The 21,209-nt window shown below is 51.1% G+C and carries 23 protein-coding genes; 14 read left to right on the top strand and 9 right to left on the bottom strand.

All coding sequences use genetic code 11. The annotated features are described in order from the left end of the window. Positions 1-85: 85 nt before the first annotated feature. Entirely contained in the window at positions 86-718 is a 633-nt protein-coding gene (locus ABD852_RS09360) for a DedA family protein (RefSeq protein ID WP_345028112.1), read from the top strand. A 25-nt stretch (positions 719-743) separates the two neighbouring features. Next, positions 744-1,511, top strand: coding sequence for a glycosyltransferase family 2 protein (locus ABD852_RS09365; RefSeq protein ID WP_345028113.1), 768 nt, complete (start codon positions 744-746; stop codon positions 1,509-1,511). Between the two features lie 59 nt (positions 1,512-1,570). On the opposite strand, the gene ABD852_RS09370 is transcribed toward ABD852_RS09365, so the two are convergent. Continuing rightward, a complete protein-coding gene (locus tag ABD852_RS09370) occupies positions 1,571-1,954 on the bottom strand; it encodes a DoxX family protein (RefSeq protein ID WP_345028114.1) in 384 nt (127 codons plus the stop codon). A gap of 92 nt (positions 1,955-2,046) precedes the next feature. On the opposite strand from ABD852_RS09370, the gene ABD852_RS09375 reads away from it, so the two are divergent. Then, positions 2,047-2,388 (top strand): winged helix-turn-helix transcriptional regulator, encoded by a 342-nt coding sequence (locus ABD852_RS09375; protein ID WP_345028115.1) that lies wholly within the window; start codon positions 2,047-2,049, stop codon positions 2,386-2,388. A 26-nt stretch (positions 2,389-2,414) separates the two neighbouring features. Here the strand turns inward: ABD852_RS09375 and ABD852_RS09380 are convergent, their stop codons facing one another. Further along, a complete protein-coding gene (locus ABD852_RS09380; RefSeq protein ID WP_345028116.1) occupies positions 2,415-3,596 on the bottom strand; it encodes an acetyltransferase domain-containing protein in 1,182 nt (393 codons plus the stop codon). Positions 3,597-3,842: 246 nt separating this feature from the next. Between ABD852_RS09380 and ABD852_RS09385 the strand changes: the two genes are divergently transcribed. The 8 genes from ABD852_RS09385 (at position 3,843) to ABD852_RS09420 (ending at position 9,412) form a co-directional block, all read left to right on the top strand. Continuing rightward, positions 3,843-4,772 carry a ring-cleaving dioxygenase gene (locus ABD852_RS09385; protein WP_345028117.1) on the top strand — a complete coding sequence of 310 codons (930 nt, stop codon included), beginning with the start codon at positions 3,843-3,845 and terminating at the stop codon, positions 4,770-4,772. A gap of 12 nt (positions 4,773-4,784) precedes the next feature. Then, positions 4,785-5,081, top strand: a complete 297-nt coding sequence (locus ABD852_RS09390; RefSeq protein ID WP_345028118.1) for a GNAT family N-acetyltransferase — start codon at positions 4,785-4,787, stop codon at positions 5,079-5,081. Between the two features lie 2 nt (positions 5,082-5,083). Then, on the top strand, positions 5,084-6,037 hold the full coding sequence (locus ABD852_RS09395; RefSeq protein WP_345028119.1) for a VOC family protein: 954 nt from the start codon (positions 5,084-5,086) through the stop codon (positions 6,035-6,037). A 1-nt stretch (position 6,038) separates the two neighbouring features. After that, positions 6,039-6,659, top strand: a complete 621-nt coding sequence (locus ABD852_RS09400; protein WP_345028121.1) for an alpha/beta hydrolase — start codon at positions 6,039-6,041, stop codon at positions 6,657-6,659. 100 nt (positions 6,660-6,759) lie between these two features. Beyond that, positions 6,760-8,262 (top strand): peptide MFS transporter, encoded by a 1,503-nt coding sequence (locus ABD852_RS09405; protein WP_345028122.1) that lies wholly within the window; start codon positions 6,760-6,762, stop codon positions 8,260-8,262. A gap of 7 nt (positions 8,263-8,269) precedes the next feature. Next, the gene (locus ABD852_RS09410) at positions 8,270-8,743 is read left to right on the top strand and encodes a hypothetical protein (RefSeq protein ID WP_345028125.1); all 474 of its coding nucleotides are present in this window, start codon (positions 8,270-8,272) and stop codon (positions 8,741-8,743) included. A gap of 5 nt (positions 8,744-8,748) precedes the next feature. Next, positions 8,749-8,919 (top strand): hypothetical protein, encoded by a 171-nt coding sequence (locus ABD852_RS09415; protein WP_345028128.1) that lies wholly within the window; start codon positions 8,749-8,751, stop codon positions 8,917-8,919. 358 nt (positions 8,920-9,277) lie between these two features. Further along, the gene (locus tag ABD852_RS09420; protein WP_345028130.1) at positions 9,278-9,412 is read left to right on the top strand and encodes a hypothetical protein; all 135 of its coding nucleotides are present in this window, start codon (positions 9,278-9,280) and stop codon (positions 9,410-9,412) included. A 68-nt stretch (positions 9,413-9,480) separates the two neighbouring features. Here ABD852_RS09420 and odhB read toward each other — a convergent pair whose 3' ends face one another. The 5 genes from odhB to rsfS form a co-directional block, all read right to left on the bottom strand. Further along, the gene (gene odhB, locus ABD852_RS09425; protein ID WP_345028132.1) at positions 9,481-11,049 is read right to left on the bottom strand and encodes a 2-oxoglutarate dehydrogenase complex dihydrolipoyllysine-residue succinyltransferase; all 1,569 of its coding nucleotides are present in this window, start codon (positions 11,047-11,049) and stop codon (positions 9,481-9,483) included. Between the two features lie 71 nt (positions 11,050-11,120). Further along, positions 11,121-13,871 carry a 2-oxoglutarate dehydrogenase E1 component gene (locus tag ABD852_RS09430; RefSeq protein ID WP_345028134.1) on the bottom strand — a complete coding sequence of 917 codons (2,751 nt, stop codon included), beginning with the start codon at positions 13,869-13,871 and terminating at the stop codon, positions 11,121-11,123. A 110-nt stretch (positions 13,872-13,981) separates the two neighbouring features. Next, entirely contained in the window at positions 13,982-14,878 is an 897-nt protein-coding gene (locus ABD852_RS09435; protein WP_345028136.1) for a PorP/SprF family type IX secretion system membrane protein, read from the bottom strand. Between the two features lie 80 nt (positions 14,879-14,958). Then, positions 14,959-17,013, bottom strand: coding sequence for an ATP-dependent zinc metalloprotease FtsH (gene ftsH, locus ABD852_RS09440; RefSeq protein ID WP_345028137.1), 2,055 nt, complete (start codon positions 17,011-17,013; stop codon positions 14,959-14,961). Between the two features lie 74 nt (positions 17,014-17,087). Further along, on the bottom strand, positions 17,088-17,471 hold the full coding sequence (rsfS, locus tag ABD852_RS09445; RefSeq protein ID WP_345028138.1) for a ribosome silencing factor: 384 nt from the start codon (positions 17,469-17,471) through the stop codon (positions 17,088-17,090). 111 nt (positions 17,472-17,582) lie between these two features. Between rsfS and ABD852_RS09450 the strand changes: the two genes are divergently transcribed. Further along, on the top strand, positions 17,583-18,311 hold the full coding sequence (locus ABD852_RS09450) for a biotin--[acetyl-CoA-carboxylase] ligase (RefSeq protein ID WP_345028141.1): 729 nt from the start codon (positions 17,583-17,585) through the stop codon (positions 18,309-18,311). 13 nt (positions 18,312-18,324) lie between these two features. On the opposite strand, the gene ABD852_RS09455 is transcribed toward ABD852_RS09450, so the two are convergent. Then, positions 18,325-18,675, bottom strand: a complete 351-nt coding sequence (locus tag ABD852_RS09455; RefSeq protein ID WP_345028143.1) for a transmembrane 220 family protein — start codon at positions 18,673-18,675, stop codon at positions 18,325-18,327. 27 nt (positions 18,676-18,702) lie between these two features. Further along, positions 18,703-19,425 carry a tetratricopeptide repeat protein gene (locus ABD852_RS09460; protein WP_345028146.1) on the bottom strand — a complete coding sequence of 241 codons (723 nt, stop codon included), beginning with the start codon at positions 19,423-19,425 and terminating at the stop codon, positions 18,703-18,705. Between the two features lie 271 nt (positions 19,426-19,696). Between ABD852_RS09460 and fsa the strand changes: the two genes are divergently transcribed. Both fsa and ABD852_RS09470 read left to right on the top strand, forming a co-directional pair. Continuing rightward, positions 19,697-20,353 carry a fructose-6-phosphate aldolase gene (fsa, locus tag ABD852_RS09465; RefSeq protein ID WP_345028148.1) on the top strand — a complete coding sequence of 219 codons (657 nt, stop codon included), beginning with the start codon at positions 19,697-19,699 and terminating at the stop codon, positions 20,351-20,353. Positions 20,354-20,396: 43 nt separating this feature from the next. Continuing rightward, a complete protein-coding gene (locus ABD852_RS09470) occupies positions 20,397-21,092 on the top strand; it encodes a cell division ATP-binding protein FtsE (RefSeq protein ID WP_345028150.1) in 696 nt (231 codons plus the stop codon). Positions 21,093-21,209 lie beyond the last annotated feature (117 nt).

A 21,209-nucleotide genomic window follows, 5' to 3' on the forward strand; every position in this document is an offset into this window, starting at 1 on the left:
GGGCTTCCGGACCGTGGCCGGGCAGGTAACCGTTTTGATGCTACCATAAACAGGAGGGCATTTTCGTTAAGTATCAGACAAATTCATGAATTCAATAGCCGAATTTTTTCAGTTTTTGCTCAATTCGGAGGAGATTATTGTTACTGGCGGCTTAATCGTGATTTCCCTTATTGTGTTTGCCGAAAATGGTCTTTTCTTCGCTTTTTTCCTCCCCGGCGATTACCTGGTTTTTCTTGCGGGCGTATTTTGCGCCACCAAAATCCTGGATGTGTCCATCCTGGTGCTGATGTCTTGTCTTTTAGCAGCCGCCATATTGGGTTCGCTTACCGGTTTTTTCTTCGGCCGCTACTTCGGCGACTGGCTGCAAAGTAAGCCCGACTCCTTCTTTTTTAAGAAAGAATACCTCCTGAAAACCCGGAAATATTTCGATAAGTATGGAAGCAGGACATTGGTTATCAGTCGTTTCCTGCCGATAGTTCGTACTTTTGCACCTATTCTCGCCGGCTTGACCAAAATGAATTGGGGCAATTACCTGCTATTTAATGTAGTGGGAGCGGTTTGTTGGATCGGCAGTCTTACCGGCGGCGGTTTCCTGTTCGGAGAGCGATTCCCCGGAATCATTAACTACGTAGAATATATTATTGCCTTTTTCCTGATGATTACTACCATTACAGTGGTCAGGGGATATTTCAAAGCCAAGGAAGATCTTGGTGACTGAACGGGCCATTAGCATCAAAAAACGCATGAAGTTAAGTGTTGTAATACCAGCCTATAACGAGGAGGAGTCTATTGCCGAGACCTTGAGGTCGCTGCATGGTACCCTCGCCAAATATGGCATAGCGCATGAAATATGCGTAACCAACGATAATTCGAAAGACGGTACCCTACGTGTGCTGGACGAGCTCTCGCTCGAGATCCCGGAGCTGGTGTATTATACCAACCCGGGGCCGAACGGTTTCGGCTATGCAGTTCGATACGGTCTTGAACGCTTCACGGGCGACTGTGCCGCCGTTTTTATGGCGGATTTGTCGGATGATCCCGAAGACCTGGTAAAGTTTTATAACAAAATGGTCGAAGGTGATTACGACTGCGTATTCGGAACGAGATGGTCCAATGGCGGGAGAGTAATTGATTATCCGAAGGTGAAGAAAATCGTAAACCGGGTCGCCAATTTTATCGTGAAAATGGTGATGGGAATCAAGTATAACGATACTACCAACGCCTTCAAATTATACAAAAGAGAAACGATAGAAGGGATTAAGCCTTTCCTGGCGCCGCATTTCAACCTGACCATCGAGCTGCCGTTGAAAGCAATGGTGCGCGGATACAACTACGCGGTCGTTCCCAATAGCTGGACAAACCGAAAATTCGGCGAATCCAAGTTGAAAATCAAGGAAATGGGCGGCCGGTACTTTTTTATACTGATGTACTGCCTGATCGAAAAGTATTTCTCCCAGGGAGACTTCAAGAAGAAAGTGGCCAATTCATCGGCCAAGGCAGTGAGCCGATAGCCGTAAAAAGGTGTAGAAACAAAAGGGCCAGTGCGCATCATGCGGATTGGCCCTTTTGTTTACTTGTCGGACCGTACCAGCGGCAGAAGCTGTTGCTGAATTACCGGGAAACGTAGCAGGATCGTGATCCATACCAGTGCTTCAATTACGACTACGAGTACCACAGAATCACCGTTTATCAGGTGGCTGGCGATAGCGCCGCCCATGTAGGCAACCAGCAGCAGTGATCCGGCGAAGGCTGTGCGCGGAATGAGGAAAACCAGGACACAAATTATTTCAATGATCCCGATAAGCCGGAAGGTGGCCGCATCTATGCCGGAAGCAGCTGCCTGGGCAACGGCTTCCGGCGCCTGGCTGATTTTTAAGAAAGCGCTGAAGGCCAGCAGCAGGGCTATCACCCCTGTGAGGATCCAACCGGCCGTGTTTCGTGTTTTACTTGTCATTTTATGCAGTGATTTATTTAAACATGGTGACAAAGGTCACACCGAAATGGTGTATATTTGTTATCTGTTACAAAAAGAATAGCGGTTACAAAATGGATACCATTCATACCAAAGCGTCTTGCCGGCAGGCCAGCCTGGCCATCAGGGATACGCTTGACATTGTAGGCGGGAAATGGAAGCTCGTATTGCTGATGACCCTTCGGAACGGCAAGCGGCGTTTCCGTGAATTGTCACGGGAGGCTGAAATTTCGCCCCGGATTTTGTCAAAGGAACTACAGGAGCTGGAACAAAACGGCCTGGTAAGCAGAACTGTTTGTGACACCCGGCCGGTTACAGTTGAGTATGCGCTTACCGATTACAGCGAAACGCTTGATGAAGTACTCGATGCGCTGGCCAAATGGGGCGCGCAGCACCGCAGGAAGATTATCCTGTAAATCTGCCCGGTTGAGGCGTTAATCGGCTAGAGGTAGCGCAGCCACACCTTTTCCGGGTGTGCGGCCTTATATTGCCCGTAGCGTTTGCACACCGGGTATAAAGCAACTACAACACCTACCCAAACGAGGTAAACAACCGGCAGCGGATAACCGCCTGCCCCCCGGGGGCGCCCAAAATTTTCGCCGAATTCGAATTCGCTGAAGGAATAGCCCTGGGCGAACAGCAACCCGAACAGGACCAGGTGAATGAGGTACCAGTGAACCAGGTAAAAAAACAGCGGGACCTTCCCGTACACTTGTATTATGCCGGCAACGCGCCCGCGAAGTTTTTCCGCACAAGCGAGCAGTGCGAACATAATGCCCAGCATGAGGAGGGCATACATCAGGGATGGCGGGTACTTCGATACGTTCATAAACGAAAACACGCTAAAAAGATCGGATTTTTGAGGAGCCCACGGATTGGGGTCACCATACAGGTTTAAAAACCGGAGAACCACAAAGCCTGTGAGCAAGGCAAGGCTTAGGGTAATGCACAAACGAATTCTTGATTTCTGATCCCGCAGCATGTTCCGGCCGAAGCCGTAGCCTGTAAAAAGAATTCCGATCCAGGGAACGGGCGGATATACCAGTAAAATGAGCCTGTGCTCGCCAACTGGGAAAAACCCGGGCTGGAAGAGTGACCGCAATAACGCCTGGATGGTAGACGGGCTTTCGGGAAAGGCGCCCCCTGCCAGTTGGTTGAACAGGATGACTACCAGGCCCGTTATCCCGACTGCGGCCGGGTTTAACCGGAGAACAAGGCCGAGCGCGATGAAACCAATCCCGATAGCGGCAATCACCTGTAGCAACAGCATTTCAAAATGAATGTCGAACCAGATGCCGAAGTTAACCACCGTTACTTCGAGCAGGATCAGCCATAAGCCCCGGGTGACGAGGAATTTCCTGGCTTCCGGAAGATCCTTTTTTTTATACAGTGAGAGGAAGGCCGAAGCTCCGGAAAGAAAAACAAAGGTAGGTGCACACAGGTGGGTTACCCATCTGGTCAGAAAAAGCGCCGGGGTGGTGGTAGCGAGGTCGGTGGGGTCGCTTCCGATCGAGGCGTTATGAATGAGGTCACGGGTATGGTCGAGCGCCATAACAACCATTACCAGGCCGCGGACTATGTCCAGCGAGGGAATCCTGTTGAGTCCGGAAAGATTGCTTTTCATAGTTCTGAAGATGCCTAGTCAGGAGTAATAGAAGGGTACTGAGTTCTTTTACAGTTGGTTAATGGGGAGTTTTCTGCCGGTATAAAACTATGAAATTAGCATTTTTGAAAAAATAAGGGCGAACGATTTCTCCTGTGAAATGCGGCTCGGCTATTTCATTTCACGCGGTAAAATTTTCCTTTCTTGAGGTAGATCAATGCATTCAGGCCTTTGCAGGGTGCAATTTTGAAGAAAAAAGAAACCACTATGGAAAACAAAATATCAGGTCTGCACCATATCACGGCGATAGCGGACAATGCGAAAAGAAACCACGGGTTTTATACCAGGGTCCTCGGATTACGCCTGGTTAAGAAAACTGTTAACTTTGACGACCCCGGCACCTACCATTTTTATTACGGTGACGAGATAGGTACACCGGGTACCATTCTGACCTTTTTTCCCTGGGAAGGAATCGGGAAAGGAATTAACGGAGCCGGCATGGCGACAAGCATCGGTTATAGTGTTCCCAGGGGGAGCCTGGCGTTTTGGAAAAACCGGCTGACGCAAAACGGCGTGAATGTAGTAACAGGAGAGAGGTTCGGCGAAGAGCTGATCGGTTTTTCCGACCCGGACGGCCTGCCGCTCGTTTTTGTGGAAAGTGCGGCTCCCGATAATCGGAAAGGCTGGCTGACCGACGAAATAGGAGCGGATTATGCCTTGAAAGGTTTTCATAACGTAACCCTGACGCTGCACAAGGCTGCGCCTACGATGAAGGTGATGACCGAAGTGCTCGGGTATAAGGAGATCGGGCAGGAAGGCAGCCATATCAGGCTTGCCACTGACGCCGCTGATACAGCCAATATCCTCGATATTTATGAGGATGCGAAAGCGCCTCGCGGGCGCGGTGCCGGCGGAACCAACCACCATATAGCCTTCCGGGTGGCTAATGACGAAATCCTGATGCATTTCCGGGAAAAAGTGCTTTCGGCAGGGCTGGATATCACACCAAAGATTGACCGCGACTATTTCTTTTCGCTCTATTTCAGGGAACCCGGCGGTGTTCTTTTTGAAATCGCGACGGATAATCCCGGTTTTACAAGGGATGAAACGATTAAGGAACTAGGTACCGGCCTGAAATTGCCCAAACGGTATGAGTCGGTCCGGTCTGAAATTGAAAAAGTGTTGCCCAAACTTTAACGCAAAATCGACATGGAAAAATTGGAAGTAGTTCTGAATAACGGTACCGGCGAGATACAGTTATTTTCAGATGATCAGAAAGCCGGGAAAATGGATATAGAAGTGGCTGATGACCGCCTGATCGTGTACCATACCGAAGTGAACCCCGAGCACGAAGGAAAGGGCTTTGCGCGGCTGTTGCTGGACCGGCTGGTGTCCTATGCCCGTGAAAACCACCTTAGGGTGGTCCCGCTTTGTCCTTATGTGCATACCCAGTTTAAGAGAAAACCTGAAGTTTACCAGGACGTTTGGCACCCTAGCAGGCAATAATAATGAGAGAATTGATTACAGGGCTGCATCACGTTACGGCGATAAGTGGTGACGCCCAGGAGAACCTTAATTTTTACAACGGCATTCTGGGGTTGAGACGGGTCAAAACCACGGTCAATTTCGAGAATCCCGAAGTTTATCACCTCTATTTCGGTGATACAGCGGGCAGTCCCGGTACCATTATGACCACCTTTCCTTATGGTAGTGACCTGGCGAAAGGCAGGCACGGGAAGGGTATGATGAATACTACTGCGTTTTCTGTGGATATAAATGGCCTGGATTTCTGGTTGGAACGCCTCGACCGCTTTGATATAGCTTACAAGCACCCGCAGGAGCGGTTCAGCGGCGAGGTTGTGGTGTACCTGGAGGACGCGGATGGCCTCGGACTTGAGCTGGTATTTACCGGCAACGACAGGCGTATTGGCTATTCCAACGGTTCGATCCCGGTGGAATGGGCGATCAAGGGTTTTCACAACGTGGAAATCTGGTTGGATGACGTAGAACGCTCCGCCGCTTTTCTGACCTCGCAGATGGCGCACACCGTGATCCGGGAAGGCGCCGGCAGGCTTCGTCTCGGGGTATCGGACGAGCCCGGTAAATACGTGGACCTGATTAGCATGCCCGGTGTTCTGAAAGGTCTTGGCGGTCGCGGCTCCGTGCACCACGTGGCTTTTGCGACACCGGACCGGGATACGCAGCTTGAGATGAGGGAGCGGATTGTGGCTTTCGGCCTGCAGCCTACCCCGGTAAAGGAAAGAAAGTATTTCTCGTCGATATACTTTCGTGAACCGGGCGGCGTATTGTTTGAAATAGCGACTTCCGGCCCGGGCTTCGAAGTAGACGAAACCAGGGAATCATTGGGCACTTCACTGATGTTGCCTATGGTCTTTGAACTGGACCGCGAGCGATTGGAGCGGCTATTACCTGTTATACACACCCCAACGGATTTTTCCTGATATGAGTCATCAACTGATAATAAAGACGGCCGGTGCACCCCTGGCGGAAGGCGTGAAGGTGCTGATTATGCTGCACGGCCGCGGCGGAACTGCCGAAGATATTCTTACACTATCCTCACACCTGGCAGTGTCCGGCTATGCGCTTTTGGCTCCTCAAGCGACCAATAATACCTGGTATCCGTTGTCTTTCATGGCGCCGTCGGCCGAAAATGAGCCGTGGTTGTCATCCGCGATTGATATCGTCGGACAGACAGTGAACCATGCCCTTTCGAAGGGCGTCAGCGAAGCGGATATTTATTTTTTCGGGTTTTCGCAGGGAGCCTGCCTGGCCCTCGAGTTCCTTGCCCGTAACGCGCGGCGTTATGGGGGCGCCGTTGCGCTGATAGGCGGTGTAATTGGTCAAAAGATAGACAGAAGTAAATATGCCGGGAATTTTGAAGGGATGCCTTTATTGATATCCACCAGCAATCCGGATTTTCATGTGCCGGTGGAACGCGTATATGCCACGGGCAACATTTTCAGAGAGATGAAGGCCGACGTGACCGAAACCGTTTACCCGAACGCCGGCCACAACATCAACCCGGATCAGGTCGAGTGGGCCAACCGCATTGTATTCAAGTGAAGAGACCGGAGGTATTTTGCGCGAATGGAATAGGGGATAACAAGAATAATGCTTATTTTTTCAAGGTTAAATTTTATTCCGCCCCCACTAAAAAGCATTTATGACCAATTCCAGTGCTGAGACAAACCGTTTCAGAAGCGCGAATCAAACCGCCTCGCGGCATCCCAGGCAGCTTTACCTGCTTTTTTTTACAGAAATGTGGGAGCGTTTTTCTTTCTACGGGATGAAGGCGCTCCTTCTGGCTTATATGGTAATGGAGCTGCGTCTCGGGGAGGAGACGGGCTACGCCATACTGGGGGCCTACGCAGCGCTTGTGTACACCATGCCGGTATTAGGGGGCATGCTTGCAGATCGGCTCCTCGGCGGGCAAAAGGCGGTATTGTTCGGCGGGATATTGATGAGCCTCGGGCACCTGGTTCTGGCGTTGCCGGTCGCGTGGAGCTTCTTTACCGGGCTGGCCCTTATCATCTGCGGAAACGGCTTCTTTAAGCCGAATATTTCTACCATGGTGGGCGGGTTATACGCTGACAACGATCCGCGCAAGGACAGTGCCTTTTCCATTTTTTATATGGGGATCAATGTAGGTGCTGCGTTGGGAGGGGCGGTTTGCGGCTGGGTAGCCCATGCCTGGAGCTGGCATGCCGGGTTCGGGATTGCCGGTGTTTTTATGATCGTCGGCACGCTGATTTTCAACTTTGGCCGGAAAAGCCTGGGAGCGGTTGGCTTGCCTCCCGCTCCGGCGGAGCTCAAAGAAAAGCTGGGCGGATTCCTGCGCAGAGATTGGGCGGTTTACCTGCTTACTCTGCTTACCGTTCCGGTGATTATCGCTCTTTTTCACCGGCATGAGCTGATGGACAAAGCGATGCCGGTACTTGGTGTAGCGTCCATCCTGTATTTGCTTTACGAGGCTTTCCGTTTGGACCCCGAAGGGCGCAGGAAGCTCCTGGCAGCTACGGTACTCATCAGTTTTTCGGTGGTGTTCTGGGCTTTTTATGAGCAAAATGCGGGGTCACTGAATTTGTTCGCGATCCGGAACGTAGACATGGTGGTCGGAAGTGTTTCGCTGCCGGCCTTGTCGGTCAATAATTTTATTCCGCCGGCCTGGGTGATCGTACTCAGCAGCGTTTTCGCATGGTTGTGGCTATGGCTCAGCAAGCGGGGACTTGAACCGGGTACTTCCGTCAAATTTGCGCTTTCCTTTGTCCTGGTGGGTATTGGGTTCCTGACGTTTTTTATGGGGACGGGAATGGCCGTTGGCGGTAAAATCCCGCTATGGGTGCTGGTGGCAGGGTACTTCTTCATTATCTGTGGCGAGCTGTGTATTTCGCCTATCGGTCTTTCGATGGTGACCAAATTGTCGCCGCATCGCATGGTAGGCCTGATCATGGGGATCTGGTTCCTGGCATCGGCGCTGGGTGAGTTTGTAGCGGCCAAAATAGGCGCCCTTATGGCTGTCCCGGAAGCGGTTGTCAACGACCCGGAGGCCTCTCTGCCTTATTATAGTGATATATTGCAGCAGATCGGCTATTATTCCATTGGGGTAGGGGTTTTATTATTACTGTTTACACCCGTTTTAAAACGTTGGATGGGGGCTGTCCGGTAAGTTTAGGATGATGACGAAATACCTTCTTTTCTGGAATTTGATTTTTTTTGCTTCTGCTGCGCACGCACAATCAGAAGAACGTGAGGTAATGGACGCGGTAGTCTACTTGTTCAATAGCATGCGGGAGGCCGATACGACGGCGGTAAGGGCTGCCTTTGTACCCGGCGCCTTGCTTCATACCGTTGTCGAAATTGACGGGAGGTCCGCCCGGACAAATGGTGTCTCGCTGGATGCTTTCGTGGCATCTGTGGGCAGGCAGCATGCCGGAGCCCTCGACGAACGGATTATGTTCGATATGGTGCGGGTAGATGGTAAGCTCGCATCGGTATGGGCGCCCTACCTCTTTAATTTAAACGGGCAGCTCAGCCATTGCGGTGTAAATGCCATCCAGCTCGTGAAAACAGCCCCGGGATGGAAAATTCATTCGATCATTGATACGAGGCATAAGGAGGGGTGTAAACCGTCACACTGGTTCAAGTAGTTTCGATGCCGAGGCATGCCCGAGGTTGTCATCCGGATGGTCATCCTGAAGCGGAGCGCAGCGGAGTCGAAGGATCTCCTGTTGCAAGAAAAAAGTCCTCTGAAAGGGATTTGGTACTGGGAGAGGGAGATCCCTCCACTTCGGTCGGGATGACCCTCCGGTTGGAGCGGCTTTAAACTTGTTGTTGTCAATGGTAGCGCATCTGCCGGATGGTCATCCTGAGCGCAGCGCAGCGGAGTCGAAGGATCTCCTGTTGGTACTAAGAAGTCTGGCGGAATAGACTGAGTGCAGGGATCGGGAGATCCCTCCACTTCGGTCGGGATGACCCTCCGGTTGGAGCGGCTTTAAACTTGTTGTTGTCAATGCTAGCGCATCTGCCGGATGGTCATCCTGAACGGAACGCAGTGGAGCTGAAGGATCTCCTGTTGGTACTAAGAAGTCTGGCGGAATAGACTGAGTGCAGGGAGAGGGAGATCCCTCCACTGCGGTCGGGATGACCCTCCGGTTGGAGCGGCTTTAAACTTGTTGTTGTCAATGCTAGCGCATCTGCCGGATGGTCATCCTGAACGGAACGCAGTGGAGCTGAAGGATCTCCCTGCTGGTAAAAAAAGCCCTCTGAAAGGGATTGGGTACTGGGAGCGGGAGATCCCTCCACTGCGGTCGGGATGACTGCCCGGCTTGAACAAAAAAAGTGGCCAAGGCCACTTTTTTTGTATTTGAACGCTGATTCCGAAATATCAGAGATCGAACAGTAACCGTGTCGGATCCTCAAGAATCTGCTTGATTCTCACGAGGAAGCTTACCGAATCCTTTCCATCGATGATGCGGTGGTCGTAGGAAAGTGCAACATACATAATAGGACGTATCACAATCTCACCATTAACTACCACTGCGCGCTCAACAATATTGTGCATGCCGAGAATGGCAGATTGAGGCGCATTGATGATAGGCGTTGACAGCATAGAGCCGAACACACCACCATTTGTGATTGTGAAAGTACCCCCGGTCATTTCGTCCATACCGAGTTTGCCGTCGCGCGCTTTCCCGGCGAGGCGGATAATTTCCTTCTCGATTTCTGCAAACGAAAGCTTCTCAGCGTTGCGGATTACCGGAACGACCAGGCCGCGGGGCGTTGAAACTGCAATTGAAACGTCACAGAAGTCGTTAAACAAAATATCGTCACCGTCGATGTAGGCGTTTACTGCCGGGAAGTCCCTCAGCGCTATCGTGGCGGCCTTGGTGAAGAATGACATAAACCCGAGCCCTACTTCGTATTTCTCTTTGAACTTGTCTTTGAATTTGTTCCGAAGGTCCATGATCGGTTTCATGTCGACCTCGTTGAAGGTTGTCAGCATCGCGGTTTCGTTTTTCACGCTTACCAGCCTTCTGGCAATTGTGCGACGCAGTGATGACATCTTCTCACGACGCTGTCCACCGCGGTCTCCGGCTGCGGTGGAAGCCGCAGCGGGCGCCGATGGGACCGCAGGAGCAGCCGCTGCAGGAGCAGGGCGCGTAGCGTTCAGGGCATCTTCTTTGGTTACCCGGCCACCGCTGCCGGTCCCTTTTATGTCCGAAGGATTTATACCTTTTTCTGCGAGTATATTAGCAGCCACCGGCGTAACACCGCCAGAAGCGGGAGCAGGTACCGGAGTCGCTGCCGTTGCCGAGGAGTCGGCAGCTTTCTGAGCCGCCGGCTGGGCAGCTACTCCACCTGTTTCAATACGGGCAATCACCTCACCGATCGCCAAAGTGTCACCCTGGGCAGCACCATGGCGTAAAATTCCGGCGGCTTCGGCAGGTAGCTCGAAAGTAGCTTTATCTGATTCCAGCTCACAGATAATTTCGTCGAGCTGTACGGGATCGCCGTCTTTTTTGGTCCAGTTGGCAATGGTTACCTCACTGATGGATTCTCCCACCACGGGAACTTTCATTTCTATTACGCCGCCTCCTTGCGCAGGTGCCGCCGCTACCGGTGCGGGAGCTGCTTCAGCCTTCGCAGGTTCGGAAGGTTGGGCTTGAGGAGCTGCTGCTGCCGGTTGGCTTTCCGCTTTAGGAGCTGCGGCCTGACCATTGGCTTCAATGGTAGCGATTACCTCACCGATGGGAATAGTATCTCCTTCCTGAGCTTTGATGTGAAGAATTCCCTCTGACTCGGCGGCGAGTTCGAAGGTAGCCTTGTCGGAATCCAGCCCGCAAATAACCTCATCCAATTTAACAAAATCCCCCTCTTTCTTAAACCAGCTACCAATGGTTACTTCTGTTATGGATTCGCCGACCGGCGGTACTTTGATTTCTATTTCAGCCATGATTCAAGTGTCGATTGACCGTAAGTTGATCGGATAATTATTGGTTATATGGAATGACTATGAGTCAACTGTTATTCGAATGCTTCGTTGATAATCGCGGACTGCTCTTCATTATGGATTTTGAAAAAGCCTGTCGAAGGCGAGGCACTGGTTTTGCGGGCAATTACCGAGAACGAACGAGCCGGCTCGTACGACCTGAGCAGGTAAGTCCAGGCACCCATGTTGTTGGGCTCTTCCTGTACCCAGTACACTTTTGCTTTCTTGTATTGCGCCAGGTAGGCATCCACCTGCTTTTTCGGGAAAGGATGCAATTGCTCGATACGGATAATGGCCACATCGTCGCGTTTGTCTTCCTGTTGTTTTTGCAGCAGCTCGTAATAGAGTTTCCCGGTGACCAGCAATACCTTCCGTACCTTCTTCGGATCGGCATAGGTATCCGGGATAGTTTCCTGGAAACGACCGTCGGTCAGATCGGTAATAGGCGACATACACAACGGATGTCGCAGCAGGGATTTGGGCGACATCACAATCAAAGGCTTGCGGAAAGGCGCGACAAGCTGCCTGCGGAGGGCGTGGAAGAAGTTGGCCGGAGTGGTTATATTCACTACGTACATGTTGTTCCCGGCCGACAATTGCAGGTACCGCTCCGGGCGCGCATTGGAGTGCTCCGGTCCCTGGCCTTCATAGCCGTGCGGGAGCAGCATAACAAGGCCCGTCCAGCGGTTCCATTTGGTTTCCGAGGTAGAGATAAACTGGTCAATCATTACCTGAGCACCGTTGGCAAAGTCACCGAACTGTGCTTCCCAGATAACGAGCGCGTTGGGGTTGGACATTGAATAACCGAATTCAAAACCAAGCACGCCATATTCGGACAACAGCGAGTTGTAGATCATGAACTTGCCCTGATCGTCCTGGATATGGTTCAGGCTGTTGTATGAAGCGTTGTTGTCAGCGTCTTTAAGCACGGCATGGCGGTGCGAGAAGGTTCCCCGCTCCACGTCCTGCCCGGTAAGCCGAACGGTATTGCCCTGGGCCAGAATGGAGCCGTAAGCCAGCAATTCTGCGGTAGCCCAGTTGACGACTTTCTTGTCAAAAATCATTTCTTTTCTGTCACTTAGCAGCTTAGTGGTCTGCTTGATGACAGAAAAACCTTCCGGCAGCGTGGTAATCGCTCTTCCGATCGCGTTCAGCGTGGCCTTGTTAACACCGGTTTCTACCGATTGGTCGAAGTCGGCCTCAACCGGTTTGCGGAGGTTTTTCCATTCCTGATCGAGTTTGGGAACTACGTACGGAATTTCCTTTTGCTTCACCTTGTCAAGACGGGCCTGCAGCAGCGCTTTGAACTCGCTGTCCATCTTCACCGCCACGTCATGCGAAATATCGCCTCTTTGTTCCAGGTAGTTCTTGTAAACTTCTCTGGGATTGGCGTGCTTGTCGATAAGCTTGTAAAGTACCGGTTGGGTGAACTTCGGCTCGTCCGACTCATTGTGGCCGTGCTTGCGGTAGCAGACCATGTCAATGAAAATATCTTTGTTGAACTTCTGGCGATAGTCAACCGCCAGCTGCATACAGTATACCACCGCTTCCGGGTCATCTCCGTTTACGTGGAGTACGGGCGCATCAATGATTTTGGCGATATCGGTACAGTAAACGCTGGAACGTGCGTCGGTGAAGTCGGTTGTAAAACCAACCTGGTTGTTGATCACGAAATGAATGGTCCCGCCGGTGAAATACCCTTTCAGGTTTGCCATTTGGGTGACTTCGTACACGATACCCTGTCCGGCGATTGCGGCGTCGCCGTGGATCAGCACCGGCATCACTTTGTCGTAATCGCTGTTGTACATGCTGTCGGCCCGGGCACGGACTACCCCTTCCACAACCGGGTTCACTGCCTCCAGGTGCGACGGGTTGGGTGCCAGGCGGAGATGCAGGGTATGACCGTTCCGGGTGGTTACCGTACTGGCGTAGCCCATGTGGTATTTTACGTCGCCGTCACCCCAAACCTGATCCGGCATGTTGCCCTCAAATTCGTTGAAGATCTGGTCGTAGGTTTTCTGCATGATATTGGCCAGCACGTTGAGTCGTCCGCGGTGCGCCATCCCGATCATCACTTCGGCAACGCCCAGGTCAGCCGCTTTGTTGATCAGTGCGTCCAGGGCCGGGATGGTAGTTTCACCCCCTTCCAGAGAAAAGCGTTTCTGCCCCAGGAATTTGGTATGCAGAAAGTTTTCAAATACGACCGCCTCGTTGAGTTTCGACAGGATGTGCTTTTTTTCCTCGATCGAGTACGACCGGTTCAGGTTATCCTGCTCAATCTTTTGGCGCAGCCACTTCTTTTCCTCACGGTTGCGGATATAGTAATAATCAAAACCGATGGTATTGGTATAAACCCGCTGCAGGCCGGCAACGATGTCACGCAGTGTAGCGGCTTTACCGAAAAGTTCTATACCGGCTTCAAAAACGGTGTCAAGATCACTCTCTGAAAGTTTGAAGTCAGCCAGGGAAAGCTGAGGCGCCCGGTCCTTCCGTTGGCGGATCGGGTTGGTATTGGCAAGAAGGTGCCCCCGGGACCGGTAACCCCGGATCAGGTGGACCACTTCCATTTCTTTGTTGATCCTTTCCGGATCGGCGGTCGGTGTATGGGCATCAGCGCCTTTCACGGCGCTGCCATTTTGTCCCGGCGCGAATTTCAGAGAAAAGTCGAAACCTTCGAAAAATTTTTGCCAATCCTCACTAACCGACTTTGGATCAGCTTTGTAAGATTGGTACAAACCCTCAATGTAATTTATTTCAGAATTGGCTATAAATGAATAGTTGTCCATTGCCGCAGCATGTAATTGGTCAAATGTTTGCGTGGTTACAAAGGTACGCTATGTTACCTTAAAAAAACACAAAAAACCTGTCTTAATAAGAATATTTAAAAAAACGTATTTTAGTAATAATTAAACCTGACGGGGTTGGGTACAAACCTGAAAATTAGCTCATGCATACCCGGTACGCCTACCCCTACAACGTTGTATCGGCTCTCTACCGTGCGGGAGTCATAAGCATAGCCCACGCGTATGTTTTTCCCGATCTGAACCTCGGCTACGAAGTGAAAACGGTTCACCTCCCCCGAACGGAAATAGGCGCCGGCACTGATCATTTTATTGTACCACAGTTTGGTGCCTATATGAACTTCATTCCGGAAATTACCGGAGAAAATTACCGTTCCATTGGGTACCAGGACAAAATCTTCGTTCAGGTCAATTTTTCCGCCCGTTGTGCCGTACAGAGGCAGGTTATAATTCCAGCTGTTTTGCTGGGTACCGAAGTTCAGGGAAAGTAATTCCGGTTTAGATAGGCCCACGTAAAACCGGTCGTTCTGAGCCCAGGCGCCAACGCCGAAGCTGCCCATTACTTTCCGGCCGGAAAACCCGTTCCCATACACCGGCAAAACATTTATGCCTCCCTGTACGCCAAGTGAAAATTTCCAGCCGGAATGGGTGGTATGGATATAGGAAGTACTTCCGTAAAACCCGGTCGTGGAAAACGGGCTCATCTGGTCATTAATGGCGCTGAATCCCAGGCCGACTCTGCCGTTGGCAATAGTGCCGTCCGCGTAAAGAGTGGGGGTGACGGGTGCAGATGGGATCGAAAACCATCTTCTGCGGAGGAGGATGTTAAGATTGAAGTGCTCCTGCATCCCGGTATAGGCCGGGTTGATCGCAATGGGGGCTTCGATATATTGATCGAACATGACCTCTTTCTGCCCCATAGCAGTGTTGCAGAACAGCACCGAAGCGGAGGACAAAAGAAATGCGGTCAATGTTTTAAACAAGCGAGTCATAGCAGCGGCTTAACTGGCACCGGAATCCCTTAAATAAAGATGGCGGGCGTCTAATAAACGCCCGCCATCCGTACCGGATACTATGAATTTCCGGAATCTTTTTCTGAAGCTTGTCCTACCAGAGGCTCGTGCTGCTCATTCTCAGCCTGTTCGTGCGCATGCTTGACCACTTCTTCTTCCTCTTTGGCCTTGCGGTTGATATAGGCCTGGTAGCTGGTTTCCTTTTCAAAAGGCCGTTTGCCGATCAGGTGCTCCAGGTCGCTCTGGAAAAGAATCTCTTTTTTGAGCAATTCCTGAGCGATCATTTCAAGCTCCGACTTTTTGTCTGAGAGCAGCTTTTTTACGTGCTGGTAAGCCTGGTCAACCAGTGTTCTCACTTCCTGGTCTATCGCTTCGGCCGTTGCTTCTGAATATGGCTTCGTAAACGCATATTCCGATTGCTTGGAGTCATAGAACGAAATGTTCCCGATTTTGTCGTTCATGCCGTACATGGTAACCATGCTGTAAGCTACTTTGGTCACACGTTCCAGGTCACTTAGCGCGCCGGTAGAAATCTTGCCGAAAATCACATCTTCGGCCGCCCTGCCACCCAGGGTCATGCACATTTCATCAAACAGCTGCTCCGAGCGGTAAAGATACTGTTCGCGCGGCAGGTATTGGGCGTAGCCGAGTGCGGCCACGCCACGTGGTACGATCGTCACCTTTACCAATGGGTCGGCATGCTCCAGGAACCATCCTGCTACGGCATGCCCGGCCTCGTGATAGGCAACAATCTGTTTTTCTTCGGGTGAAATCAGCTTGTTCTTTTTCTCAAGCCCGCCGATGACACGATCCATCGCATCCTGGAAGTCCTGCATGGTTACCGAGTCACGGTTGCGACGCGCGGCGATCAGGGCCGCCTCGTTACATACGTTTGCTATTTCGGCGCCCGCAAAACCGGGTGTCTGAACGGCCAGCTTCTGTACGTCAACATCTTCGTTGAGGCTAAGCGGCTTCAGGTGAACTCTGAATATGGCTTCGCGCCCGATCACGTCGGGTTTGTCCACCGAAATCTGCCGGTCAAAACGGCCGGGGCGCAGCAAGGCTGAGTCGAGCACGTCCGGACGGTTGGTCGCTGCCAGGATAATAATGCCTGAATCGGTCGCAAAGCCGTCCATTTCCACCAGGAGTGAGTTGAGTGTATTCTCGCGTTCGTCGTTGGCGCCGGGCATGGCACCTCTTCCCCTCGACCGGCCAATGGCGTCAATTTCATCGATAAAGATGATACAAGGCGCCTTTTCCTTGGCTTGTTTGAAGAGGTCACGCACCCTTGCGGCCCCTACGCCTACGAACATCTCCACGAAATCCGAACCGGAAAGCGAAAAGAAGGGCACACCGGCTTCTCCTGCCACGGCTTTCGCCAGAAGCGTTTTCCCCGTACCCGGAGGACCTATGAGAAGGGCGCCCTTCGGTATTTTTGCACCCAGCTTTTTAAACTTGTCCGCGCTTTTCAGGTAGTCGACGATTTCCTTGATTTCCTCTTTGGCTTCATCCAGGCCCGCCACATCGCTGAAAGTGATTTTTACCTTGTTTTCCGCATCGAAAAGAGTGGCACGGGATCGGCCGATGTTAAAAATCTGGCCGCCGGGACCGACGCCGCCGGTCATTCTGCTCAACAGGAAGTACATCACCACAATCATAATGATGAAAATCCCCCAGTTGGCCAGCCAGGTCATCAGGTCGCTTCTCGTGTCAATTTTGTATTCGATTTTCTCGGTATCCGGCGTCTCCTTTTGCATTTCGGCGAGGTCCTTTTTGAAAGTTTCCGCAGAAGTGATCTGGAACTGATAATGCGGTCCCGACCGGGGGCCCAGGTAGTTGTTATCCTTACCCACCGATTGGTATTTTTCTTTCTTCAACGCCTCTTCGGTAAGGGTTACCTCGACGAGGTTGTCATTGACAATGGTGACCTTGGAGACTTCCTTGTCCGCCACCATTTTCTCGAACTTTTTCTGGCTGATATCGGTGGAAGTGCTTTTGTTGAGAAAAGTAATAATTAAGATGGCTGCAATCAGCGAAATGATGATCCAGCTCTGATATCCCCGGGGAGTCCCCTTCGGATTCATCGGGTTTCTTTTGTTTTCGTTATCTGACATTATAATCCCAGCGTAATAGATTCAAAATTGATTTGAAAGGCCCGCCGACAGGAATACGGCATGCGGGTGACAGGCTAAGCTATTGTTTCGGGCGCCTCGATCCTGATAGCGTCTCCCCAAAGGCTTTCAAGGTCATAGTATCCGCGTTTTTCTCTGTTAAAAACGTGTACGACAACGTCCAGATAGTCGATGAGAATCCATTCACGATTGGTCATTCCTTCCGAATGTACCCCTTCTGTGTAGCCTGTTTTATTCACTTCATCGATGACCGAGTCAGCGATGGCATGAATATGGGTATCTGAAGTTCCTGTGCCTATTACAAAATAGTCTGCGACGGCATTTTTGACATGTTTCATGTCCAGTACAACCACGTCCAGGGCCTTTTTTTCGTGCATTCCCTTGACGACAGTCTGGCTGAGGTCGTGTGAGGAAACTTCTTTCTTTTTATGTTGTTTCATTCAGTAATTTTGTGCCCCTGATTCGATTCACTTCTCAGGTAGTTTGTTAAAATGTAAAAGTATTAAAATAAACCCCAAAAAGTGTACAAACCCATTCCGAAAACAAGATTTATGGGTAAAAATATAATTTACCTGACATCTTGTCATTCAACTAACGACATAGCGACACATAAAGTTCGGTCAGGTCTGGCCGAAAACGGGGAAATCATTATTGCCGACGAACAGACGGCGGGGAGGGGGTTGCAGGGGAACCGGTGGATCAGCCGTAAAGGCGCGAACCTGATGTTTTCTCTTATCCTGAAACCGGAAAACCTGCGTGTTGCCGATCAGTTCAGGCTTTCCCAATGTATTGCGTTGGGTGTCGCCGGTTTTGTCGCTTCTGTCGCCGGTCCGGGGGTGTCGGTGAAATGGCCGAATGACGTGTTGATCGGGAAGCAGAAGGTTGCCGGAATCCTGATTGAAAATACGATCCGGGGGCAGATGATCGCGTTTTCAGTGGTGGGGATCGGTTTGAACGTGAATGAAACAGCTTTCGATAATCCGCGCACAACTTCCCTGTCGGCTGTTACCGGCCGGGCTTTCGACCTGGAGGAGCAGATGGGGAGCCTGCTTTGCTTTCTTGAAGAAAGTCTCGCCATTCTTCCGGCGGGAGACTGGCAGGTACTGGATGACCGGTATCTCAACCAGCTTTTCGGGCTGAATGAAACCCGGGAGTTTATAGCCGACGGACAGGTTTTCAGCGGAGTACCCTCGGGCATTACGCCCGAAGGCAGGCTGATCATTTTTACAGGTTCCGGCACGCGCATCTTTGACATCAAGGAGGTTTCCTGGGTGCTTTGAAGGCAGTCGGCAGCTACTTTTTTTCGGTTCTACGGGTGCTGAGGCCCAGCACCAGCATGGCCACGGCTACGATGCCCATGCCAAAAGATTCCCTTGCCAGTTCAATATTGAGGCTGCGCATGGTTTTTACCTCACCGAAGAGAAAGCCTTCAAATTCCGGCGGCCACTGCAGGATGGCAATTGTCAGGTAAACAGCTGCCAGTACAAAGTATACAAGTGAGGGCAGTTTTTTCCGGAGGAAAATAAGAGAAGCAATTGCCGGTACGGAATAGAGCGCGATCCAGGTGAGAGGGTCAGGGTCGTTCAGCTGGACGAATGCGCTGAGTATGAAACAAAGCGCAAAGACAATAGCAAGGTAACGCATATCAGGGGTTGGTAAAACGATTCGGTACTAATTTGAGGGATGTGCGGAAGATGATTCTCCGCAATGCAGGGCGAGTGCCTGGGTGGCATCCTGCCAGCCAAGCCGCTGGGCCTCTTTAAGGGAAAGGCAGCCCACTTCTTTTTCTCCTTTCATATACTGGGCCATTCCCAGACCGTAATAGGCCTTGCCGAAACGGGGGTCAAGCTGGGTAGCGCGCTTGAAAGAGGAAATCGCACGTTCATAATTCTGCTGCCTGTAATGGGCGTTGCCGAGGTTGTACCAGGCCAGTACGTTGTTGTCCTGGAGCTTTACCGCCTTATCGAAATCCTTTGTCGCCGCCGGGATGCTGTCCATGAAGGAAAGCACCTGGCCCCGGTTGAGCAGGATATCCGAGGTATCCGGCGCAATATCAAGGGCCTTGTTGTAGTCGGTCAGTGCTTTGTCGAGCTGGTTCCTGGAGGTGTAGAGAAGCGCGCGGTTAAAATAGGGCCGGTAAGCCGTGGGTTCCAGCTCTATGGCGCGGTTGTAGTCGAGCAGCGCATTGTCGAATTCTTTCATTTCGAAATAAATCACGCCGCGCATATTAAATGCTTCTGAATTCTGGTCGTCCGAATTGATCGCCTTGTTGGTGAATTCCAGGGCTTCCTTGGTTTTTCCTTCCCGCATGAGTGCTTTTCCTTTCTCCAGGTAGGCGGTAGAGGAGCTGGTACAGGAAATAAGCATTGCGAGCGCAAAAACTAAGTGCTTCATCAGGAGTGAATTAGGTTTGTTCATGACTATTTATTCAAAAGAATTGCAAAAATACATAATTGCGAATAGAGATTTTCGTATTTTTGCAACGGCAAATCAGAACTACCAGCTCCTACTGAATCCCCCAGGTCCTGACCGAAGCAAGGGTAGGTAGTTGTAGCGGTGAGATTCTTGATTTGCCTTTTTTTGTTTCAGGACGTTACTTTCTCTACTTTTGTCTGGAGATCCTTAAGGATATTTTTTCTTCTACAACCAATTCATTTCAGAATCCATGAAATTTTTTATTGACACCGCCAACCTCAACGAAATCAGGGAAGCGCAGGCTTTGGGCGTTTTGGATGGGGTTACTACCAATCCGTCGTTAATGGCCAAGGAAGGTATTGCCGGGAAAAACAATATATTGGCTCACTACAAAACCATTTGTGAAATTGTAGGCGGCGATGTGAGTGCTGAGGTGATTTCAACTGATTACGAGGGTATTATCAAAGAGGGGGAAGAGTTGGCTGAGATAGATGAGCACATTGTGGTGAAAGTGCCGATGATTAAGGACGGGGTAAAAGCGCTGCGCTATTTCTCGAACAAGGGAATCCGGACCAACTGTACCCTGATTTTTTCTGCGGGCCAGGCGTTGCTGGCTGCCAAGGCGGGCGCCACTTACGTTTCTCCTTTTATCGGAAGGCTGGATGATATTTCTTTCAACGGTGTGGATCTGATCGAACAAATTGTCGCCATTTACCGGAACTACGATTTTGATACCCAGGTGCTGGCCGCATCGATCCGGAATCCTATTCATATCCTCCAATGCGCCGAGATCGGGGCTGACGTTATGACAGGTCCTTTGAGCGCTATCCTGGCGCTGCTGAAGCATCCGCTTACCGACTCGGGACTCGAGAAATTCCTCGCCGATTATAAGAAAGTAAACGGGTAAGCAGCTGACGCCTTTATAACGACACAAAGATTTAGCGGTTCCTATGAATATGTTACAAGATCCTGTTGTAGTTGTGGAGGGCGCGGATATCTACCAGGGCGACAAACCCGTTTTGAATGACGTGAACTTTAAGGTTTTCCCGGGGGAATGGGTCTTCCTGATCGGTCGTACCGGGAGCGGGAAAAGTTCACTGTTAAAAACGCTGTATGCCGATTTATGGCTTGAAACAGGCTCTGCGGTAGTATCCGGCTATGAACTGCACAAAATCAAACATGACGATATCCCGTTCCTGAGACGGAAGATCGGTATTGTTTTCCAGGATTTTCAATTGTTGACAGACAGAACCGTCGAAGAAAATCTCGCTTTTGTTCTGAAGGCTACAGGCTGGCGGGATCCCTTCGCGATAGCCGACCGGATTACGGAGGTGCTCAAGCTGGTTGGTCTGGGAATCGTGCATAAAAAGATGCCGCACCAGTTGTCGGGCGGCGAGCAGCAACGCGTGGTAATTGCCCGTGCCATGCTCAATGAACCCAAGATCCTGATGTGTGACGAGCCGACGGGAAACCTGGATCCGGCAGTAGGGGAGCAGATCATGCACGTTTTTAAGACGATCAACAGGAGCGGTACCGCCGTACTGATGGCAACGCATAACTATGACTTCCTCAAAAACTACCCGGCGCGCGTACTCAGGTGCGAGCACGGCGAAGTAAAAGACGGGAGCACGCTGGATATAATTTAGGAGGGGTGAGCTGTGAGGCGTAAGCCGCCACCGGGATCGCACCTCAAACCTCATCCCTCAAACCTCACAGCTGGCATATAATTAAAAAGGCCGGGCGCATCATTGATGCGCCCGGCC

Origin of the sequence: Ravibacter arvi (assembly GCF_039540405.1) — a bacterium.
Lineage (GTDB): Bacteria > Bacteroidota > Bacteroidia > Cytophagales > Spirosomataceae > Ravibacter > Ravibacter arvi.

What these genes read in the sequence shown, in the direction of transcription:
- ABD852_RS09460 (WP_345028146.1), bottom strand. Translation starts at nt 19,425, where the DNA reads ATGAAGCACTTAGTTTTTGCGCTCGCAATGCTTATTTCCTGTACCAGC.
- ABD852_RS09415 (WP_345028128.1), top strand. Translation starts at nt 8,749, where the DNA reads ATGCCGAGGCATGCCCGAGGTTGTCATCCGGATGGTCATCCTGAAGCG.
- ABD852_RS09470 (WP_345028150.1), top strand. Translation starts at nt 20,397, where the DNA reads ATGAATATGTTACAAGATCCTGTTGTAGTTGTGGAGGGCGCGGATATC.
- ABD852_RS09455 (WP_345028143.1), bottom strand. Translation starts at nt 18,675, where the DNA reads ATGCGTTACCTTGCTATTGTCTTTGCGCTTTGTTTCATACTCAGCGCA.
- ABD852_RS09420 (WP_345028130.1), top strand. Translation starts at nt 9,278, where the DNA reads ATGCTAGCGCATCTGCCGGATGGTCATCCTGAACGGAACGCAGTGGAG.
- ABD852_RS09370 (WP_345028114.1), bottom strand. Translation starts at nt 1,954, where the DNA reads ATGACAAGTAAAACACGAAACACGGCCGGTTGGATCCTCACAGGGGTG.
- fsa (WP_345028148.1), top strand. Translation starts at nt 19,697, where the DNA reads ATGAAATTTTTTATTGACACCGCCAACCTCAACGAAATCAGGGAAGCG.
- odhB (WP_345028132.1), bottom strand. Translation starts at nt 11,049, where the DNA reads ATGGCTGAAATAGAAATCAAAGTACCGCCGGTCGGCGAATCCATAACA.
- ABD852_RS09435 (WP_345028136.1), bottom strand. Translation starts at nt 14,878, where the DNA reads ATGACTCGCTTGTTTAAAACATTGACCGCATTTCTTTTGTCCTCCGCT.
- ABD852_RS09385 (WP_345028117.1), top strand. Translation starts at nt 3,843, where the DNA reads ATGGAAAACAAAATATCAGGTCTGCACCATATCACGGCGATAGCGGAC.
- ABD852_RS09430 (WP_345028134.1), bottom strand. Translation starts at nt 13,871, where the DNA reads ATGGACAACTATTCATTTATAGCCAATTCTGAAATAAATTACATTGAG.
- ABD852_RS09405 (WP_345028122.1), top strand. Translation starts at nt 6,760, where the DNA reads ATGACCAATTCCAGTGCTGAGACAAACCGTTTCAGAAGCGCGAATCAA.
- ABD852_RS09375 (WP_345028115.1), top strand. Translation starts at nt 2,047, where the DNA reads ATGGATACCATTCATACCAAAGCGTCTTGCCGGCAGGCCAGCCTGGCC.
- ABD852_RS09410 (WP_345028125.1), top strand. Translation starts at nt 8,270, where the DNA reads ATGATGACGAAATACCTTCTTTTCTGGAATTTGATTTTTTTTGCTTCT.
- ftsH (WP_345028137.1), bottom strand. Translation starts at nt 17,013, where the DNA reads ATGTCAGATAACGAAAACAAAAGAAACCCGATGAATCCGAAGGGGACT.
- ABD852_RS09380 (WP_345028116.1), bottom strand. Translation starts at nt 3,596, where the DNA reads ATGAAAAGCAATCTTTCCGGACTCAACAGGATTCCCTCGCTGGACATA.
- ABD852_RS09390 (WP_345028118.1), top strand. Translation starts at nt 4,785, where the DNA reads ATGGAAAAATTGGAAGTAGTTCTGAATAACGGTACCGGCGAGATACAG.
- ABD852_RS09450 (WP_345028141.1), top strand. Translation starts at nt 17,583, where the DNA reads ATGGGTAAAAATATAATTTACCTGACATCTTGTCATTCAACTAACGAC.
- ABD852_RS09360 (WP_345028112.1), top strand. Translation starts at nt 86, where the DNA reads ATGAATTCAATAGCCGAATTTTTTCAGTTTTTGCTCAATTCGGAGGAG.
- rsfS (WP_345028138.1), bottom strand. Translation starts at nt 17,471, where the DNA reads ATGAAACAACATAAAAAGAAAGAAGTTTCCTCACACGACCTCAGCCAG.
- ABD852_RS09365 (WP_345028113.1), top strand. Translation starts at nt 744, where the DNA reads ATGAAGTTAAGTGTTGTAATACCAGCCTATAACGAGGAGGAGTCTATT.
- ABD852_RS09400 (WP_345028121.1), top strand. Translation starts at nt 6,039, where the DNA reads ATGAGTCATCAACTGATAATAAAGACGGCCGGTGCACCCCTGGCGGAA.
- ABD852_RS09395 (WP_345028119.1), top strand. Translation starts at nt 5,084, where the DNA reads ATGAGAGAATTGATTACAGGGCTGCATCACGTTACGGCGATAAGTGGT.